Consider the following 18,092-nt stretch of genomic DNA (forward strand, 5'->3'; position numbering starts at 1 on the left):
TTAGCGTTGCCCGGTGCGGGTGGCGCCGAACAGCTGCTTGTACTGCGACGGCTGCGAACGCCAGTACTGCTGAGGCGCTTCCACCGTGCCGCCCAATTCCGCCGCCGCATGCCACGGCCAGCGCGGGTTGTACAGCATGCCGCGCGCCATCGCCACCATGTCGGACTGGCCGCTGGCGATGACGGACTCGGCCTGGGCCGGGTCGGTGATCATGCCCACGGCGATGGTGGGCAGCCCGGTTTCATGGCGGATGCGGGCCGCGAATTCGACCTGATAGCCCGGCCCGACCGGTATCTTTTGCAGCGGCGAGACGCCGCCGCTGGACACATGTATGAAGTGCACGCCGCGCTTCTTCAATTCCTGGGCGAAGGCCACGCTCTGTTCGATGTCCCAGCCGCCATCGACCCAGTCGGTAGCGGAGATGCGCACGCCCACCGACATCGCCTCGGGCACCGCGGCACGCACCGCCTCGAACACTTCCAGCGGGAAGCGCATCCGGTTTTCCAGCGTGCCGCCATAGCTGTCGCTGCGCACATTGGCAATTGGCGACAGGAACTGATGCAGCAGATAGCCATGGGCCGCATGGAGCTCGATGCCTTCCAGGCCAAGGCGATGCGCCCGCCTGGCGCTGTCGACAAAGCCGGCGAGCACACGACGCAGGCCGGCAACGTCCAGCGCCAGCGGCGCCGCTTCCTGCGGCGCATGCGGCAGGGCCGACGGCGCTACCGTCTGCCAGCCGCCCTGTTCCGGCGAAAGCATCTGGCCGCCCTCCCAGGGCGCCGCGCTGGACGCCTTGCGCCCGGCATGCGCGAGCTGGATCACCAAAGGTATCGATGAATGACGGCGGATCGCCCGCACCACGCCCTGCAGCGCAATTTCGTTCTGGTCCGACCAAAGACCAAGATCGGTTGGCGTAATGCGGCCTTCCGGCTCGACGGCGGTTGCCTCGATGAAGAGCGCGCCGGCGCCGGACAGGGCGAGATGACCGAGATGGATCATGTGCCAGTCGGTGGCGTCGCCGTTTTCCGCGGAATACTGGCACATCGGCGCGATCGCGATGCGGTTGCGCACAGTCAGGGGACCAAGGGCATAGGGGGTGAACAACTGGCTCATCGAGCGGCTCCATCACTGGGAAGAAAGCGCAATTCTGGCAGAAGGAGGCGAGCTGTGCTGAAGGGCCATGCCGCGACGGCAAGCGACGACAGGCCCAGATCAGCGTTGCTGCTGTCGGGCCGGGCTGTTCCCATGTTTCCCAGACGAGGCCCATGCTACAAAAATCAGCATGGCTGCAAGCGGCTCCAACGTCAGGTAGCGCGCATGCTGGAAGCCCAGCGACCCGGCAAGCCCGCCGGCGAAAAACAGCATTGCCATCAGGGCCAGCAGCGCCAGTTTCGGCAGGTTTGCCGCATGGTCGTCCTGAAGGGCGCGACGCCGCGTGATCAGGCGCTTGCCCAGCCTGCCCAGTTCGATGCCGAGATCGGTCAGCATGCCGGTTACATGGGTGGTTCGCACGCTGGCATGGGCAAGCTTGCTGATCAGCGCATTCTGCATGCCCATCAGGAAGGACAGCACAACGATCATTATCGGTACGAACATGAACTGCCTGTGCGCCACATGCTCGGCACTGATGCCAAGACCAAGCAGCAGGCATCCTTCGATCAGCAGGGCAATGCCATACTCGCTACGCATGTGGCGGGCCCGGCTCCAGGCGATCAGCCATGCAGCACATGCTGACCCACAGATGAAGCTGAAGACCAGGGTGGCGTATCCGATGGCCAGTTCCCTGTTGCTGTCAAACAGGGCAGCGGATGCACCAGTGACAGCGCCGGATAAATGGGATGCAAACCATTCCGTGGACAGGAAGCCGATGACATTCACGCCGCCCGCGACGAATGCAAGCAGGCAAGCAATGCAGGTTTTTGCCTGCTCGTCGCAGGTAAGCCTTGCCATCCAGTGAATAGAGAACCGTGCCATGTAACCTCCGCCCGCAAATGTTGGTCGTGCCTAAAGCGCCTAATGACATCCGTCCGGCCAAGCCGATATAACAAAACCCGGAATATTTGTTAGGCGCTCTTAAGAATGCTTGGCGTGGGTACCGTGACTTCCGGAAAAGGTTCGGTTGCCCTGCGACGGGTCGAAAAAAAACGGCAGCGTCAACGCTGCCGTTTTAAATGATGCCTTCGCTGGCTAGCGCAGACTGCGCGGACCGCCGGCCAGCACTGTACGGGGCGCATGGCTGGCGGGGGCCTTGGCGGTGGCAATCCGGGTAGCCGGCCGCCGTAGCGGCTGCCTCGATAGCGTGGCAGCCTGGATCATGCGCACCTGGTTGGGAACCTGCAGCGCCAGGGTCTGGCCGCGCGACACGCTGTCGCGCGAGAGCTTGTTCCATTCCTTGATGTCGGCCACCGAGACGCCGTTCCGGGCGGCGATGGAAGTCAACGTATCGTTGCTGCCCACCTTGATGTTGACGCGTCGGGTGGCCGGACGGTCGGGCTCCATCGCCAGGGTGGCTGTCTCGGCCACTTCCATGGCGATGTCCTTTTCCTGCTCTTCCGGCCTCGGCACCAGGATGGTGGATCCGGCCTTGAGCACCATGCGCGGCGGAATATTGTTGACCTCGCGAATCACTTCCGGCGTGGTACGGAAACGCGCGGCGATGGTCTCGATGCGTTCGCGCGCGGTGGTGACCTTGTGCGCGGTCCAGGAGGACAAAGCCTGAGTCCATTTGCCGAGATTGGTCTTGAACTTCTCGGCATTGCTCTTGGGCAGCAGGATCTGGGTATCCGGGCTGCCGACGATGACCGGGCGGTTGAATTGGGGATTGAGCGCCTTGAACTCCTCGATCGGCAGTTCGGCCAGCTTGGCGGCGACCTGCACGTCGATATCGCGCGTCTTGCGAACGGTGACGAAATACGGTTGATTCTCCACGCGCGGCAGCACGATGCCGTATTCGGCCGGCGTGGCGATGATGTTTTTCACCGCCTGCAGCTTGGGCACGTAATTGCGGGTTTCGGCCGGCATGTAGGCCGACAGGCTGTTGAAGTCGGTTGGCTGGCCGGCGGCGGCGGCCTTGGCGATGGCGCGTTGCACCGAGCCTTCGCCCCAGTTATAGGCCGCCAGCGCAAGTTGCCAGTCGCCGAACATGGCATACAGTTTTTCCAGGTAATTCAGCGCCGCGTCGGTGGAAGCCAGCACGTCGCGCCGTTCATCCTGGAACATGTTCTGCTTCAGATTGAAATCGCGCCCCGTTGCAGCCATGAATTGCCACATGCCGGCAGCCTTGGCAGTGGACAGGGCTTGCGGGTTGAATGCCGATTCAATGAAGGGAAGCAGCGCCAGTTCGGTGGGCATGTTGCGCTTTTCCAGTTCCTGCACTACGTGGAACAGATAACGCGAGGCGCGGGTGGTGGTGCGGTCGATGTAGTCGGGGCGGGAGCTGTACCAGGTGGTCTGGGTCGTTACTAGCGGATTGTCGAGATCCGGAATCGCAAAGCCCTTGCGGATGCGGGCCCAGACATCGACTTCCTCCATCGACATGACCTGCATCAATGGGTCATTGGCATCGAGCGGCTGGCTGGCCAGATAGGAAAAGATGGAGATGTCGTTTGCGTGCGCTGCGAAGGGTGCGCTCAGCGATAGAAATGCGGCGCAGACCGCGGTCTTGATCGATTGTCGATGCATGGAATCACTTTTTCTTGTTTACCGGCTGTGACAGCCGGACACACAGGGAATGCCGAAGCTGGCTGCAGCGGCGATGCACTGCAGGAAATCCATCAGCCGCCATGCTGACAGTTGGTATTTCCGACAAATCCGTTTCGGCGCCTAAGATTGTTACCGATAGGAGTTTTTCCACTCCCGCAGGGCTGCGAAAGCAGGAATCGCTTCCCGTACTGCGAGCCGGCCACTGGTTGTCAGCCGGTCCACAATTGCGGGCTCAGTGTAACGCAAAAACGGGTTGGTGGATTTTTCGAGACCGATGAAAGTGGGCACAGTAGGCTGATTTTGTTCACGTTTTTTCTCTTCGGCAGCAATTCTTGCCAAAAGGTTCACGTTATCCGGCTCGACCTCACGTGCGAATTTCAAATTGGAAAGTGTGTATTCGTGAGCGCAGTACACCGCAGTTTCATCTGGCAATGCTGTCAGTTTAGCAAGGGATTGCGTCATTTGCGCCGGCGTTCCTTCAAACAGGCGGCCACAACCGCCTGCAAACAGGGTATCGCCGCAAAACAGCCAATTCAGATCTGGCGCAACATAGGCGATATGGTCCAGCGTATGGCCGGGCACGGCAAGAACGTCCAGCTTCAAACCCGGTTCCGGCAAGATCACCTGGTCGTTCTCGGACACCGGATGGCTGATGCCGGCAATCCGGGAATGGCGCGGGCCGTACACTGGCACCGGATGGCGTGCCAGCAGTTCCGGCACGCCGCCCACATGGTCGGCATGGTGATGGGTGAGTAAAATGGCAGTCAGCGCCAGACTATGGTCCTGCAAGGCCTTCAAAACCGGGCCAGCATCGCCGGGATCGACCACGGCGGCATGAACGCCGTCATGGATGAGCCACAGATAGTTGTCGGCAAACGCGGGAACAGCCAATACACTGAGAGGTCTGGGGAGCGACATACGCATGAACAGTTCGTTTAGCGAAAAACCAATTATAGCGCTCGCATCCTGGCTCACCAGCCCGGCCGGACTCTATGTGCGGACATGGGAAGAGGCGCAGCTGGCGGCGCTGACCACCAATATTTTCGGATTCAATGCCGTGCAGATCGGGGTGCCGGAGATCGACGGGCTGGCGGCAAGCCGCATGCCGCACCGCTGGATTGCCGACACGGACATACCGCGCCGCAGCAGCCTGCAGGCAATCGTGATGCACGATTTTGCCGAGCTGCCATTTGCCACACAGAGCCTGGACCTGGTGGTCTTGCCGCATGTTCTGGAATTTGCGCATGAACCGCACCAGATCCTGCGCGAGGTCGACCGCGTGCTGATTCCGGAAGGGCAGGTGATCGTCACCGGCTTCAATCCCGCCAGCCTCTGGGGCGCACGCCAGGCTGCCACCCGCCTGACGAAACGGCCGTTCCTGCCCGAGAGCGGCGAGCTGATCGGCGTGCCGCGCATAAAGGACTGGCTGAAGCTGCTGGACATGGAAGTCTACCCGGGACATTTCGGCTGCTACGCGCCGCCCTGCGACACCGAGCGCTGGCTGCAGCGCTTCGATTTCATGGAGCGGGCCGGCATGCGCTGGTGGCCATTTCTGGGCGGTGTCTATATAGTGCAGGCCATCAAGCGGGTCAAGGGCATGCGGCTGATCGGCCCTGCCTGGAACAAGAAGAAGGCCGGCGCTCGGCAGCAGGTGCCAGTGGCCAACAAGCATATCAATCACAAGAGTAAGTATGGACAAGGTTGAAATATTTACCGACGGCGCCTGCAAGGGCAATCCCGGCCCCGGCGGCTGGGGTGCCTGGCTCAAGACCGGCGAGCATGAGAAGGAAATCTGCGGCGGCGAGCCCAACACCACGAATAACCGCATGGAACTGATGGCGGTGATCGAGGCATTGAGCGCGCTTACCCGGCCCTGCAATGTCGTGCTGCATACCGACAGCCAGTACGTGCAGAAGGGCATCAGCGAATGGATACACGGCTGGAAAAAACGCGGCTGGAAGACCGCATCGAAGGAACCGGTCAAGAATGCCGACCTGTGGCAGGCGCTCGATGCGGCGCAGGCGCGGCATCGGGTGGAGTGGCGCTGGGTACGCGGCCATTCGGGCCATGTCGGCAATGAGCGCGCCGATCAGCTGGCCAACCGGGGTTGCGCTTCTGTCATGTGAATTCCGGCCCCGTGCCGGTAGAATCGCCTCCCGTTCCACAAGCAACGAGTCCATAACGCCATGCGCCAGATCATCCTTGACACAGAAACCACCGGCCTTAACCCGCGTTCGGGCGACCGCATCATTGAAATCGGCTGTGTTGAAATGATCAACCGGCGTCTCACCGGAAACAACCTGCACTTCTATATCAATCCGGAGCGGGATTCGGAAGAAGGCGCGCTTGCCGTCCATGGCCTGACCACGGAATTCCTGAGCGACAAGCCAAAGTTCGCCGAGATCTCGGCCGAATTGCTGGACTACCTGAGCGGCGCGGAAATCATTATCCACAATGCGCCGTTCGACGTCGGCTTTCTGGATGCGGAATTTGCCAGGCTTGGGGTGCCGCCGTTCCGCAAGCATGTGGCGGACGTGATCGACACCCTGGTACAGGCCAAGAGCATGTATCCGGGCAAGCGCAATTCACTCGATGCGTTGTGCGATCGCTATGGCATTTCGAATTCCCACCGGGTGTTGCACGGCGCGCTGCTGGATGCGGAACTGCTGGCAGAAGTGTATCTGGCAATGACGCGTGGCCAGAACAGCCTGACCATCGACCTGGAAGTGGAGGAAACCGCGGGGCAAGGCGATACAGGATTGACCGCCGGCGCGCTGGCCGAGGTGCTGGTGATGCATGCTGCGGAAGACGAAGTCGCAGCCCATGAACTGGTCATGAACAGCCTGGACAAGGAAGTGCGCGGAAGTTGTATCTGGCGGACTTTGACGGCGAATTGATTTCGCCAGCGTATCTGTGCGATAATTCGCGCCGACCCGGGAGGTTAGCTCAGGGGTAGAGCGATCGCCTCACACGCGATAGGTCGCTGGTTCGAAACCAGCACTTCCCACCAGAATAGAAAAAGCCGGCTTCCACGCCGGCTTTTGCCATTTCAGCCGCGGTTGTTATGGCGGCGCTTCTGTTGTATCCGCACCGGGATCAGTTGCTGCGTGCGGTCCGCCTGGCTCGATGCAATGGCAGTCCTGCCGCGCAATTCCAGATCGAAACCGAGAATCTGATGGTTGCGGCTGCCGATGAGCCAGCCAGCGCCCCGCTGCAGTTTGCCGGCGCAAATCATGGCAATGCCGGTGAAAAGAGTGCTGTTCATGGATGCTCCGATAAAAGAAACCAGTCAGGCTGGTAGGGAAAACAGATCTTGCCGGTGGTGCATTTGCCGGCCAGTGCCGGCCTGATACTCAGAATTCGTTCTGTTGCCTTGCGACGAAGCTGATGAGCAGGTCTGCATCCAACGGCTTCACCAGATGATAGTCGAAGCCGGCGTCCCGCGCCCGGCGTTTGTCGCTGGCCAGTCCGTAGCTGGTGGCGGCGGCCAGGATCAGCTTTCGCGCACCAGCCGCCTTGCGCAGCTCCGGCGCCAGCGCGTAGCCATCCATGCCAGGCAAGCCAATGTCTGACAAAATCAGGTGCGGCTTGAAATTCTGCGCAATTTCCAGGCCGGATTCCGCATCCTCGGCAGTACGCACGTCGTAGTCGAGCAGGCTCAGCAGCGCGCCCATCGAATCGATGGCATCGCGGTTGTCATCGATCAGCAAAATGCGAAAGCCATGGTTGCTTTCCAGTCCAATGACCTGGTTCGGTATGGCGGCTGTATGCATGGCTTATTCTTGCAGCTCCGTCATTTAATGCATGAAGAAATAAATCAGCACCAGCACGATCGCGGGTACGCCGAGTAGCCATGCCAGAAAATATTTGCCCATTCCGTCCTCCGATGTCCTCTCAATCGATTGATCGGTTTGCGTGGATTGATTGATAACAGCCTATCAGTCAACAGTTGTGTCATGAATCGGACATCAACCCATACCGCTGTAGGAATAACGGAAAAGCGGCCTGAGGTTGCATGTCCGCAAAGCGGCCCAGGCTTCTGTCGCGACAAGATGGCGGCACGGGTTTTCAAACAGGGCGCCTATGTCAGATCAAGTGCATCAAGGCACATTATTCGATGAACAAGCCATACCGGCACCGCCGGCCGGAATCATGGTGGGCTGCGCCGGCTGGAGTTTGTCTTCTGCAGTACAGCCGCGCTTTCCGGGAGAGGGCAGTCACCTTGAACGCTATGCCCGAGTGTTTCCAGCGGTGGAAATCAATTCGTCCTTCTACCGGCCGCACAAGCCTTCGACTTATGCCCGCTGGCGCGACAGCGTTCCGCCTGGATTCCGGTTTTCCCTCAAACTACCCAAGGAAATTACCCACGAACGCCGGCTGCGTGACATCGGCGAACCGATTGCCGTATTCCTGGATGCAGCCAGCCAGCTGGCCGACCGGTTTGGTTGCCTGCTGGTGCAGATGCCGCCCAGCCTGGCTTTTGATCATGCCGCGGCCAGTGCGCTATTCAGCCGTCTTCGGGAACGTTTGCAGACAGGCATCGCCTGCGAGCCGCGTCATCAGAGCTGGTTCGCCGAGGAAGCCACGGAATTGCTGGCGCGGTTTCAGATAGGAAGGGTGTTGGCAGACCCGCAGGTGGCGCTCGACCCGATGCCGGCGCTCTACCACGGGCTGGTGTATGTGAGGCTGCATGGGTCGCCGGTCATCTATCACTCGGATTACTCCGAGGACTGCCTGCGCCGCAATGCGGCCTGGCTGGCGCGGCAGCAGCGCCAGGGGCGGGAAGTGTGGTGCATCTTCGATAACACCGCCAGCGGCGCCGCCGTGCCGAATGCCTTGACGACGCTGGCGCTGACCGACGCCTATATCGGCAGTCAGCGTGGCGGCGCTGGCGCAGGGCCTGGGGGCGGCGGGGGCGGGCTCGGGTAAGAGGAACCGGAACTGGATGGCGCGGTATAGCTGGCCGGGGGCACATAGGACGGCGCCATGCGCTGGTCGCTGGCATACCCCCCGGCCGACGGCACCCGATGCCCCTGGGCATACATGCATTGCATATAGGCATAGTCATAGCGACGCTGCTGGCCATAACCGGACGCCTGGGCGGTGCCGGTTCCGGCCAGTCCGCCGAAGGCCAGGCCGGTTCCCGCACCCACCGCCGCGCCGCGGCCACCGTTGAGCGCCGCGCCGGCCGCAGCGCCGAGCACGGTGCCCAGTGCGGCGCTGCGCACGCCGCTATCGCCCATGGCCGTTTCCGGCGTGGCGCCGCCCAGTTGCGACTGAGCGTACTGACGGCATTGGAAGTCGTCGGCGCGGAATTGGTCAAAGTTCCTGCCGCTGCCCGGCAGCACCATCACGTTTGGTCCGCTGGGCATGGTGGTGCAGGCGGCGAGCGCCGCGATGCCAAGGAATGGAAGGGTTCTCTTCAGAAGTGACATGGACTTGCGCTCATCGAGTTGAAGGTTGTGCCGGAACCTGCTGCCACGGCGTGGGACATTGCTGCACTTGCGGATAATAGCCCTGCGGATCGCGGCAGTAATACCAGTAGCCTGCCGGTGGCGGGGGCGGAACGTCCTGCTGCAGATAGTAGGTTGGCGCGGCCGGTGTCACGACCACCGGCGCCGGGTAATAATAGCGCGGCGGGTAATAATAGGCGGGCGGGTAGTAGTAGGGCGTTGCCAGCGGCACGCCGAAGTACAGCCCGAGGCTGGCATGGCCGCCTCGATGCCCATGTCCGCCATGCGCCAATGCGGTGCCGGCGGCGCCGAGCCCGGCAAGCAGCAGCGTCGCGGTCAGAATCAATCTTGCGGGTTTCACGACGATCTCCAGAAATGCAATAGTAAAAGTGTAAATCTGTTTGAACCTTGCTGCCGGTTTGTTACGTCCGGATACAAACCGGACGGCGGCAGCGAGTATGCCTCAAAACAGTACTGGATTGAAAAGCGCGTTCATGTCGGCCGATTATCCTGTCAATACCTTGCGCGTGGCAGGATCAGCGCCGCCAAGGCGCGCCGATATACTTTTCTGAGTGACTGCTGGCCCCGGTCCGGTCCGAGCAGGTACGGATGAATCTGCTTTAAAATCCCCGCCTTCCTTATTTTCCCGGACATGGTCATGGCATCTGCTTGCGGCGTCGATTTCGGCACTTCCAATTCCACGGTGGGCTGGCAGCGGCCGGATGCGCCGGCGCTGCTGGTGCTGGAAGACGGCAAGCCAACCCTGCCTTCCGTGGTGTTCTTCAATGCGGAGGAAGAGCGCGCCAGCTTTGGCCGCGCCGGCCTGGCTGAATATCTTGCCGGCTATGAAGGACGCCTGATGCGTTCCCTGAAAAGCCTGCTCGGCACCCCGCTGATTGATGGACAGACCGAGGTGCTGGGGCGGGCGCTGCCATTTCGCGCCCTGCTGACACAGTTCATCGGCGAATTGCGGCGCCGCGGCGAGACGGCGGCTGGCTGCCAGTTCGAGCATGCGGTTTTCGGTCGTCCGGTGCATTTCGTCGATGACGATGCACAGGCGGATCGCCTAGCGGAAGACACCCTGCGTGAGATTGCGCTGGCGGTGGGCTTCCGTGATGTGGCATTCCAGTACGAGCCGATTGCCGCCGCCTTTGATTACGAGTCGCGCATCACTCGGGAAGAACTGGTGCTGGTAGCGGACATCGGCGGCGGCACCTCGGATTTTTCGCTGGTGCGATTGTCGCCACAACGAGCGCAATTAATAGATCGTCGTGCCGACATTCTGGCCAATGGTGGCGTGCACATTGGCGGCACTGACTTCGACAAGTACCTGAGCCTGGCGGCCGTAATGCCGCTGCTTGGCCTGGGCAGCCGCTTAAGGAGCGGTAACGAGGTGCCGTCGAGTTACTACTTCAACCTGGCCACCTGGCACACCATCAACTTCGCCTACACGCAAAAGGCGATGTCTCAGTTGAAGGATCTGTACCGGGACGCCTGCGACACCGTTTCGCTGGACCGCCTGCGCAATCTGATCGGGGAGCGTGCCGGGCACTGGCTGGCATTGAAAGTCGAGGAAGGAAAGATTGCGCTGTCTGCCCAAACCGAAACGACGCTCGCGCTGGACCGCCTGGCGCCGCCGGTTGATCTGGCGCTCACCCGCACCGGCTTCGAACGCGCGGTATCGCATCTGATCGATAGCGTGGAGCAGACCGTGCAGGCCTTGTTGCACGACGCGGGCGTGGCGCCCGACGCGGTCGACACAGTGTTCTTCACTGGCGGCGCCAGCGGCGTGCAATTGCTGCGCGAACGCATCGCAGCGCAGGTGCCGATGGCGCGGCGGGTGGAGGGAGACCTGTTCGGCAGCATCGGCACCGGCCTGGCGCTGGACGCGGCGCGCCGCTTTGCGTAACCCATAGACCTGGCAATCTTCATCAGGGTGCTGGCGGGCTCCAGCGGCTGATGGACGGCTCGGTCAGCGCGGGCAAGGCGCCGCCTGGCAAGGTCAGTGCCTGGTAGTTGAGGGCATACAAAGTGCGATAGTAATCAACGGCGATCGCCGATGCATTGAAGTTGAATGTGGTGCAGATAGGGTCCGTACCCTGTTGTCCGCTCGCGTAGATATCCAGCCTGTGAACGCCGGCGTCGTCTCGGGAGAGCACGTAAATATAGCCGCCAAATTCGACCGTGATATCCAGATAAATCGCATTCGGCGTGGCCTTCAGGTAAAAGAACGACGGTGTCGTTTGCCCCTTGAAATAGGAAACAGGATTGCCGCCCAGGTCGAAGGCCTGGATGCGGTTGTTCGTATCGCTGGCTTCCAGTACCAGAATGACGCCATCCCCGGAAACCACGGCAGCCACCGGTTTGTTCATCAGGCCGGGCCGCGATCCCCTTCCCGCGTGCACACGTGCACGATAGGTTCTGGCGGCAGTCGCTTCGTCCAGCGCTTTCCCGGGAAGGCGCAGCGTTTCCAGAAGATGATGTTCCTGGTTGATGCTCACAACATGCCCTGCCGGATGCAGCAACAATGCGCTCGATTCCACGTTGAGCTGGCCAAAGGCAAGCCCGGTACCTGCAAAGGAAGGGGACGATCCCAACTGGATCGGGCGCAGATAAAGCTGCGCGGGGTCCAGGTAGAGATTGAGATTGTCGTCCGACAGCAGGCTGTAGCTCAACTGTGCGCCGCTCTGCAGGCCGCATGGGCTGCTGGCATAGCCTTGCTGTGCATTGGCGGGGTCGGTGTTGACATTGGCAAGATAGTCATATTGTCCCTGGTCGGTGCCGCAACCGGGGACACCGCTGCTGAATGCCTGCCAGGAGTAACCGACATAGCCCGCATTGCGCACGGTCATTTCGCGCAAGGTAATGTTGCGCAACGCCCCCAGGCCGGGTTGCTGGTCACCGGGCGGTGGTATATAGGGTGGCGGATTACTGTCGTTTTGCCAGCGATGGCTGCCATCGGCAGCCAGCGTGGTGCGGCTCCTGTGCAGGTAAGCCGTAGTCGCGTTGATGGGAATACGATTGTTGGCGAGCGTCAGGGCCGGGGCCAGGCTGGCATCGTTTGGCAGAAGCCCGCTGCTGGCTTGCGCCACGCACCAGTCGTTCGCGCCGGCGGGCACGGATGCATCGCGCACATAGATGGTGATCGTAACGTTGACATTGCCGCCAAGCGGTAGGCCATCCAATGTAATGGGGAGCGATTGCGCATCTTTCCCAATCGGCGGCAGATCCACCGCAGTCAGCACATGAGAGGGGCCTTTGTCGAACTGATAGCTGAGCTTGTAGTAGAAGATTTGATTGCTCTCCTTCACCGGAAAGGCTTTTGTCGTCGAGTCGGGCAGCAAGGTCACCGTGACATTGCGTGTCAAGACCATGCTGAAGTCGTAGACAGGCGGGGATACCGCAATCTCTACCGTGGTTTCCGCAATCTCCAGCATGTCCAGTCCGTCCGCCACTGCGCGCGCAATCACGCCCACCACAGGCGTCGCATCGAGGATTTCCTGGGTCAGAGCGGTTGGCAGGACTTTTTCAATGAACTTGTCGATAAGATCGTCCACGCCCTTGGTCACGATCATCAGGGCCAGCTCGGTGACGATGGCCTGGACGACCTCGCCAGGGCTGGCCTTGTTGAAATCCACTTCCGCGATCAGGTCGACGATGACGATTGCCAGCCCTTCTGCAACCAGTTCGACGATGGCTGAGATCGTTTCCGGCATGGGCGTGGCGCCCAGGGCCATGAACAGCTCTACCAGTACGTAATTGACCAGCACTGTCATGGCCACCCCGGGCTTGACCAGCGCTGCCATGTCGGCGTCCCTGACCAGCCCCGACTTCATGCCAGACAGGCCGAGGCCGCCATAAAGGACTTCCGTGGATGCGGCACCTGGTGGAATTTTGATGGTAGGCGCAAAGCTGCCCGGGTCAATGGGAATACCCGCCAGCACACTCGCCGGGGGCATCATCCCGACAAACATGGCAAACGGCCGGTCCATCCGCGACGGGCCGGTTCTTCCTTCCAGCGTATCGGCTGGCAGGCTCGCAATCGGAATCAGGTCGTTCGTTCCAGCTTGCCGGAACTGAAGCCACACACCCAGCCAACGCAGGAACCAATTGTTGACGTTATCCAGTGTGACTTTCACCGTTGCACCTTCATTGGTCACGGTGGGCATGCCTACAGCCAGCCCGGTGTCTGCGGTCATGCTGTTGAAGGTGACTGTCGGGGCTGCCGCGCCTGCCTTGAATGGGGCTCCGTGCGCGATAGGCTTCTCCCTGATGCCAACTCCACAACTTGCCCCTGGCCTGGTCTGGCCGCAAGGGCTGGCCCCTGGTCACCGAGGTGACATCCATGCCCAGGCTGGGATCATCTGCCACCAATGGCTTGATCGAGCGTAGCGCATAGGCCACGCCCAAATCCACCTGGCTGTTCCAGTCCGGACGGTACAGATTGAGCTTGCCATCGCTTTTCTTGTAAGGGACTGGCGGCTGCACGCGCTTGTTCATCATTGGCACCAGCGTGGCCCAGCCGTCCGGGTTGGACTGGCCAGGGGTTTGCTGCACCGTTGCCGGGCCCAGGGTTGCCAACTGATCAGCCAGTATGCGCGTGGCGGGACTGGATGCGATATAACTGCCATGCACGTGCGCCGCGGTATCCGGGTCGAGGCTTGCCAGTTCGGCATGCATGCCGATCAAGGCCTGGGCATGGTCGCTTACATCAATCAGCATGCTTTCTTCCATCAGCTCGCGGGCGCTGCTGGCCGCGGGCAAGCCATAACGCATCCGTTTGGCTGAGTGGGGAAAACCACCGGCTGTACCGGCCCGTATCGCGGCATAGGCGCGCTGATGGGCCTGCTGCGGCAGAACAAGATGAATCATGTTCATTTGCCAGGTGCCTTTTTCCGGGTCTTCCATCGAGGTCAGATAGGCCAGCATCACCACGTCGGACGGCAGGGACACGGACTCGACGTGGTGCGTGATCTGCTTGGCCACATTGGCATCATTCAGGAAGGCATTGCTCTGGCTGGCACGCGCCAGCACATGCGGTGCATCGGCAATGGGGGTTAACGGAAAACGCTTTCCCGCGATGTTGAGCACATGGGTGTCTGTCACGCCGCCGAGATGCGACAGATTGAAGAACAAGGTGCGCTCGTCCATCGCCCTTCCGCCACCGGAAGACCCGCCGCAGCCGGACAGCGCAGGCGGCAAGCCGAGGGCCATGCCCGCTGCGCCGGCGCGTGTCAGAAACTGGCGGCGGGTGAGGCGGCTGCTGTTGAGCAGTTGAGAAAGCAATGCATATTTTTCGACGTTCATGGCATGTTCTCTGATCCAGGAGTGATGGAATTACCAGCCGGCGCGTGCTCGTTCTGGATACCCGTTGCAAAGGCTGGCTGGCGCGGCGGCGGGCATATAGGTGGCTGCATTGGCATACCATGCAGCAGGATCGTCCGGAGCGAGGCGTGACTTCCAGCGCAGGTTGCCGCCATCGGTGCGCGCCGGGCCGCAACCAGGCACGCCATCTGCACCGGCGGCCGCGCCATCCGGACAGATGATTGTTCTCGACAGCGGCGCAGGCGCCGGAGCATAGGCCAGTTGTAAGCAAACGTCCGTCGCTGCTGGTGGATTGCATCCCCGGGACGGGCAGGCGAAGCTGTTGTGCAGGAGGGCTGCAAGGTTCAGATAGATCAGGTTGCCGTCTGGACGAAAATCCAGATAGGCATTGCTCAGGTCGGCATACTCCAGCAAGGCGGCGCCAGCCAGGTCGGTGCCTTCGAGGTGGGCGTTGGTAAACCTGGTGGGGACGCCGTCGCTATTGGCACCGATCGATGCAGCGGCGAAGCTGGCTCCGGTCAGAACCGCCTTGTCAAACAGGCCGCCACGAATCTGAACGGCGCTGAAGTCGACGCCGTAAAGGTAGGCGTTGGAAAAATTCGTGTCCGTCATTTCCGCTTTATAAGCGCTGGCGCATTGCCGCGTTGTCCCGCCGTGGTTGGGCTCGGTTGTGACGCACAGGCCGGGATAAGTGCTGTAAAAGTTTGCACCGTTGAAATCTGCGCCTGTCAGCGTGGAGAACGACAGGTTCACATTTTTCAGATGGGCACCTGCCAGCGTTGCAGCGACCCCGATGCTGCCTTTGCCGAGCGACGCCCCGTAGAGGTTGGCGCCGGACAGGTTTGCTCTGGCCAGATTGGCGCCATGCAAACGCGCCTGTTGCAGATTGGCGCATTGCTTGTCGACGCACTGCAGGCTGGCACGATCAAGCTGCGCGCCGGCCATGCTGGCGCCAGCGAGATTGATGCCATCCAGCGTGGCGTTGCTGAGCCTGGCGTTGTCGAGGATGGCATTCGCAAGATTGGCGCAGCGACCCTTGCTGCAACCCAGGCTGGCGCCACGCAGATCGGCACCGGTCAGGTTGGCGCCAGCCATGCTGATGCCATCCATGACGGCATTGCCAAACCTGGCCCGATTCAGGTCTGCCTTGTCCAGGTTCAGGTTGCCCAGCTGGCTGGCGCATGCGCTGAGGTCGGTGCGGAAAGTGTCGTTGACGGAGCCCAGGTCAAGCCGTGGCCAGTCGGCCACGAATTCGCAATGCATCGTTGCGCCGCGGAAGGAAGGCTTGCAGCTGCTTTCATCAATCTTCAGTGGGCTGGGTCCGAAGATGGCCAGGCCTGACGCAAGATTGGTGCGGGAGAAGTCCGTACAGCTGATATCGGCGTAAGTGAAATAGGTACGGCCGCTGAACGTCATATTGCTGAAGCAGGCGCGGTTGAGATTGGCCCTGGTGAAATCGGTGGGACGCAGGTCCTCCCGGTCGCTGGCCTGCACCCGGGCATTGCTGAAGTTCGCGCCTTCCAGATTGGCGCCGATGAACACCGTGCCTTTCAGTGTCGCGCCGCTGAAATTGGCGCCACGCAGATCGCGGCGGCTGAAGTTCTTGTTTGAAAGGTCCTGGTTGCTGAAGTCAGGGCCGGAAGAACCGAAAGGAAGGCTGGGGCAGGATTGTTGCGCTTGCTGCTGTGTCTGGGGAATGGCAGCAAGCAGGCGCGTACCCACTGCCGCGTCGTACAGGAAGGAGCAAACGGTCACAAGCGCAATGATGCAGGGCTTAAGGAAAAGGCGCGGGAAGACCGCCGCGCGACTGTGAAAAATGTTCCATTGCATCAGGAGCCCTCCTCAAATCGGACCGTCGCGTAGGCGCCGCTTGCCAGACCGCTTTTGCCATCTGCACTGCGACATTGGCTGTTCGCGCTGCCGTCTTCCGTGGGATTGCCAATGCCGGTGCCGCCTTTCCCGGGTACACCGGCTTGGTCTCCATAGATCACACCTGGTCCTGGATCGGTCGAATTTCCAACCAGCGCAACCCCAATGGATGGCCCAGCGCTTCCTCCCGCACCGCCTGCGCCTGCTCCGCCGGGCCCCCCTTTACCGCCCATGCTGCCAAAGCCCGGCATCACGACGTCGTTGTAGTCAACGAACGGTGTGGAAATTTGTCGCCCGTTATAAGGCAAGCCACCCATGCCGCCCGGGCCCCCAAGGCCTCCAGAACCGCCCGCGCCACCGTTGCCTCCGGGGCCGGGGATGATGTTTGCGCCGTTGAAAAGATTACTGATGGTGGAATCGACCAGAAGCAGCGCGATGGATGCGCCTCCCTGCTGACCACCGCCGCCGCCGGGGCCACCGCATCCGCCGCCGCCGCCGCCGCCGCCCGCAAAGCCGTAGAACAATGCCTTCGGCAGGAATGCCGGGACATAAGCACCATAGCCCCCGCCGCCGCCGCCGCCGCCACCACTTCCGTTTCCGCCATCGCCGCCTTTGCCAGCTATCGTGCCAGCCCATCGGCCGACGGTGATGTTGCCTAAATCGGTCACACCCGGACCTGTTTCGCCTCCAGCCTGGCTGCAATCGCCGATTTGACCATTGGCGCCAATTCCGCCGTTGCCGGGCGTCGGGTTTGATTCAACACGGCCAGTGCAGTTTCCGCCGAAATTCCCATCTCGGCCATTGCCACCGCCTATTGCGGCGCCACTGCTTTGGCCCACAAGCTCGCCTAGTGGCTGTGTCGAGGAGACGGCATGGCAATCGCAGTCAATAAAGCAATTAGACGTCGTAAACCTCACTGTCTCCCGCCCTGCGCCGCCGGTGCCCCGGGTTGCTTCAGAGCGGGAAGGGCATGCCCGGCCTCCAGCGCCGTAATCCGAAGGCGACCAGCCGGCAGGTGTGCCGCCGTCGCCGCCCGGAGCGCCTGCCATAGTGCTTCCCTGCGCGCCGTCGCCCCCACGTCCGGCAAGCAGCGTTACCGACTGCAGGATTAGCCCGTTGCTCGAGCGCGCACGCAGTGCCACGCTGGCTTCGCCCGGCGCGGTTTCGTCTTTGCCCAGCACCAGTAATCCGCTGATGACAGTGTCGGAATTGATGCCGTTGGCATCGATGGCCGGCGTGCCTGCTGGTGGCGAGGCTTCGATGACGGTTCGGTAGTGATAGTCGGGCTCATCGCCAAACCGGCAACTGCCATGCACGCTGACGGCGTCGCGCAGGACGATGGTTTGCGTGGTCGGATACAGGCCGTGCCGGACCGCGACGGCGCAGTCTGCAACGCTGCAGCGTGCAATGGCGGCGGCGATGGTAGCGCAGGCCGTTTCAGCAGCGCCGCCGCAACTGTCGTTGTCGCTGCCAGTTGGGGAAACGAAAATGACAGTGCGGGCAGTGGCCATGTCGCCATAAGGACAAAGCACTGCCGGCACATCGGCTAGCCGGTCTGAATTTTGGGAACTGGAGCCGCTACCGCAACCGGCAAGCCCAAGAAACGCAAGCCAGAGAAGGTGCCGCCCGGCGGGGATGGAAATGGGCATGGTCGAATCCTTTCCAAGCTCCGTAACCCGAAAGCGCCAGTTGATGCATGGACCATGCAAGAAACTTGAACTTTATGTGAGTTAACCAGAAGCC

Annotated in this window: 16 protein-coding genes, 1 tRNA gene and 1 pseudogene; 6 read left to right on the top strand and 12 right to left on the bottom strand. The window is 61.4% G+C overall.

All coding sequences use genetic code 11. The annotated features are described in order from the left end of the window. The 4 genes from KTQ42_RS01620 to gloB all read right to left on the bottom strand — a co-directional run bounded on the left by KTQ42_RS01620 (position 1) and on the right by gloB (position 4,626). The gene (locus KTQ42_RS01620) at positions 1 to 1,113 is read right to left on the bottom strand and encodes an NADH:flavin oxidoreductase/NADH oxidase (protein ID WP_217343913.1); all 1,113 of its coding nucleotides are present in this window, start codon (positions 1,111 to 1,113) and stop codon (positions 1 to 3) included. Between the two features lie 99 nt (positions 1,114 to 1,212). Then, complete coding sequence (locus tag KTQ42_RS01625) at positions 1,213 to 1,974, bottom strand: YoaK family protein (protein ID WP_217343914.1); 762 nt, start codon at positions 1,972 to 1,974, stop codon at positions 1,213 to 1,215. A 213-nt stretch (positions 1,975 to 2,187) separates the two neighbouring features. Continuing rightward, the gene (locus KTQ42_RS01630) at positions 2,188 to 3,681 is read right to left on the bottom strand and encodes a transglycosylase SLT domain-containing protein (RefSeq protein ID WP_217343915.1); all 1,494 of its coding nucleotides are present in this window, start codon (positions 3,679 to 3,681) and stop codon (positions 2,188 to 2,190) included. 150 nt (positions 3,682 to 3,831) lie between these two features. After that, entirely contained in the window at positions 3,832 to 4,626 is a 795-nt protein-coding gene (gene gloB, locus KTQ42_RS01635; protein WP_217343916.1) for a hydroxyacylglutathione hydrolase, read from the bottom strand. Here gloB and KTQ42_RS01640 point away from each other — a divergent pair. The 4 genes and pseudogenes from KTQ42_RS01640 to KTQ42_RS01655 all read left to right on the top strand — a co-directional run bounded on the left by KTQ42_RS01640 (position 4,625) and on the right by KTQ42_RS01655 (position 6,712). After that, positions 4,625 to 5,407 (top strand): class I SAM-dependent methyltransferase, encoded by a 783-nt coding sequence (locus tag KTQ42_RS01640; RefSeq protein WP_217343917.1) that lies wholly within the window; start codon positions 4,625 to 4,627, stop codon positions 5,405 to 5,407. The genes gloB and KTQ42_RS01640 overlap by 2 nt on opposite strands. After that, positions 5,394 to 5,828: a ribonuclease HI gene (gene rnhA, locus KTQ42_RS01645; protein WP_217343918.1), complete on the top strand. Its 435-nt coding sequence runs from the start codon at positions 5,394 to 5,396 to the stop codon at positions 5,826 to 5,828. Before KTQ42_RS01640 ends, rnhA begins: the two co-directional genes overlap by 14 nt. Positions 5,829 to 5,885: 57 nt before the next feature. Further along, positions 5,886 to 6,599, top strand: a pseudogene (gene dnaQ / locus KTQ42_RS01650) (DNA polymerase III subunit epsilon); the annotation flags it as partial. A gap of 38 nt (positions 6,600 to 6,637) precedes the next feature. Further along, a tRNA-Val gene (locus tag KTQ42_RS01655) sits at positions 6,638 to 6,712 on the top strand. Positions 6,713 to 6,751: 39 nt separating this feature from the next. Here KTQ42_RS01655 and KTQ42_RS01660 read toward each other — a convergent pair. Together KTQ42_RS01660 and KTQ42_RS01665 are read right to left on the bottom strand one after the other, a co-directional pair. Beyond that, complete coding sequence (locus tag KTQ42_RS01660) at positions 6,752 to 6,967, bottom strand: hypothetical protein (RefSeq protein WP_217343920.1); 216 nt, start codon at positions 6,965 to 6,967, stop codon at positions 6,752 to 6,754. Positions 6,968 to 7,055: 88 nt separating this feature from the next. Continuing rightward, complete coding sequence (locus KTQ42_RS01665; RefSeq protein ID WP_217343921.1) at positions 7,056 to 7,475, bottom strand: response regulator; 420 nt, start codon at positions 7,473 to 7,475, stop codon at positions 7,056 to 7,058. Positions 7,476 to 7,878: 403 nt separating this feature from the next. On the opposite strand from KTQ42_RS01665, the gene KTQ42_RS01670 reads away from it, so the two are divergent. Then, positions 7,879 to 8,631: a DUF72 domain-containing protein gene (locus KTQ42_RS01670; RefSeq protein WP_249222607.1), complete on the top strand. Its 753-nt coding sequence runs from the start codon at positions 7,879 to 7,881 to the stop codon at positions 8,629 to 8,631. Here KTQ42_RS01670 and KTQ42_RS01675 read toward each other — a convergent pair. Then, positions 8,577 to 9,137 (bottom strand): glycine zipper family protein, encoded by a 561-nt coding sequence (locus KTQ42_RS01675; RefSeq protein WP_217343923.1) that lies wholly within the window; start codon positions 9,135 to 9,137, stop codon positions 8,577 to 8,579. The genes KTQ42_RS01670 and KTQ42_RS01675 overlap by 55 nt on opposite strands. 10 nt (positions 9,138 to 9,147) lie before the next feature. Continuing rightward, positions 9,148 to 9,516 carry a hypothetical protein gene (locus KTQ42_RS01680; RefSeq protein WP_349292113.1) on the bottom strand — a complete coding sequence of 123 codons (369 nt, stop codon included), beginning with the start codon at positions 9,514 to 9,516 and terminating at the stop codon, positions 9,148 to 9,150. 297 nt (positions 9,517 to 9,813) lie between these two features. On the opposite strand from KTQ42_RS01680, the gene KTQ42_RS01685 reads away from it, so the two are divergent. Then, positions 9,814 to 11,064 (top strand): Hsp70 family protein, encoded by a 1,251-nt coding sequence (locus tag KTQ42_RS01685; RefSeq protein WP_217343924.1) that lies wholly within the window; start codon positions 9,814 to 9,816, stop codon positions 11,062 to 11,064. A gap of 22 nt (positions 11,065 to 11,086) precedes the next feature. Here KTQ42_RS01685 and KTQ42_RS01690 read toward each other — a convergent pair whose 3' ends face one another. Genes KTQ42_RS01690 through KTQ42_RS24185 form a run of 4 tightly spaced genes read right to left on the bottom strand, consistent with a single transcriptional unit; the run spans position 11,087 to position 17,998 of the window. Beyond that, positions 11,087 to 13,354 (bottom strand): hypothetical protein, encoded by a 2,268-nt coding sequence (locus KTQ42_RS01690; protein ID WP_217343925.1) that lies wholly within the window; start codon positions 13,352 to 13,354, stop codon positions 11,087 to 11,089. Next, positions 13,305 to 14,462 (bottom strand): twin-arginine translocation signal domain-containing protein, encoded by a 1,158-nt coding sequence (locus KTQ42_RS01695; protein WP_217343926.1) that lies wholly within the window; start codon positions 14,460 to 14,462, stop codon positions 13,305 to 13,307. Before KTQ42_RS01695 ends, KTQ42_RS01690 begins: the two co-directional genes overlap by 50 nt. 30 nt (positions 14,463 to 14,492) lie before the next feature. Next, positions 14,493 to 16,310, bottom strand: coding sequence for a pentapeptide repeat-containing protein (locus KTQ42_RS01700; RefSeq protein ID WP_217343927.1), 1,818 nt, complete (start codon positions 16,308 to 16,310; stop codon positions 14,493 to 14,495). Next, complete coding sequence (locus KTQ42_RS24185; protein ID WP_283093246.1) at positions 16,310 to 17,998, bottom strand: hypothetical protein; 1,689 nt, start codon at positions 17,996 to 17,998, stop codon at positions 16,310 to 16,312. The genes KTQ42_RS01700 and KTQ42_RS24185 overlap by 1 nt, the downstream gene beginning before the upstream one ends. Between the last annotated feature and the right edge of the window lie 94 nt (positions 17,999 to 18,092).

The sequence above is a fragment of the Noviherbaspirillum sp. L7-7A genome, assembly GCF_019052805.1.
In the GTDB taxonomy this organism is placed as follows: Bacteria; Pseudomonadota; Gammaproteobacteria; order Burkholderiales; family Burkholderiaceae_D; genus Noviherbaspirillum_A.

Coding starts and splice junctions, on each gene's coding strand:
- KTQ42_RS01620 (WP_217343913.1), bottom strand. CDS start 1,113: ATGAGCCAGTTGTTCACCCCCTATGCCCTTGGTCCCCTGACTGTGCGC.
- KTQ42_RS01625 (WP_217343914.1), bottom strand. CDS start 1,974: ATGGCACGGTTCTCTATTCACTGGATGGCAAGGCTTACCTGCGACGAG.
- KTQ42_RS01630 (WP_217343915.1), bottom strand. CDS start 3,681: ATGCATCGACAATCGATCAAGACCGCGGTCTGCGCCGCATTTCTATCG.
- KTQ42_RS01640 (WP_217343917.1), top strand. CDS start 4,625: ATGAACAGTTCGTTTAGCGAAAAACCAATTATAGCGCTCGCATCCTGG.
- gloB (WP_217343916.1), bottom strand. CDS start 4,626: ATGCGTATGTCGCTCCCCAGACCTCTCAGTGTATTGGCTGTTCCCGCG.
- rnhA (WP_217343918.1), top strand. CDS start 5,394: ATGGACAAGGTTGAAATATTTACCGACGGCGCCTGCAAGGGCAATCCC.
- KTQ42_RS01660 (WP_217343920.1), bottom strand. CDS start 6,967: ATGAACAGCACTCTTTTCACCGGCATTGCCATGATTTGCGCCGGCAAA.
- KTQ42_RS01665 (WP_217343921.1), bottom strand. CDS start 7,475: ATGCATACAGCCGCCATACCGAACCAGGTCATTGGACTGGAAAGCAAC.
- KTQ42_RS01675 (WP_217343923.1), bottom strand. CDS start 9,137: ATGTCACTTCTGAAGAGAACCCTTCCATTCCTTGGCATCGCGGCGCTC.
- KTQ42_RS01685 (WP_217343924.1), top strand. CDS start 9,814: ATGGCATCTGCTTGCGGCGTCGATTTCGGCACTTCCAATTCCACGGTG.
- KTQ42_RS01690 (WP_217343925.1), bottom strand. CDS start 13,354: ATGACCGCAGACACCGGGCTGGCTGTAGGCATGCCCACCGTGACCAAT.
- KTQ42_RS01695 (WP_217343926.1), bottom strand. CDS start 14,462: ATGAACGTCGAAAAATATGCATTGCTTTCTCAACTGCTCAACAGCAGC.
- KTQ42_RS01700 (WP_217343927.1), bottom strand. CDS start 16,310: ATGCAATGGAACATTTTTCACAGTCGCGCGGCGGTCTTCCCGCGCCTT.
- KTQ42_RS24185 (WP_283093246.1), bottom strand. CDS start 17,998: ATGCCCATTTCCATCCCCGCCGGGCGGCACCTTCTCTGGCTTGCGTTT.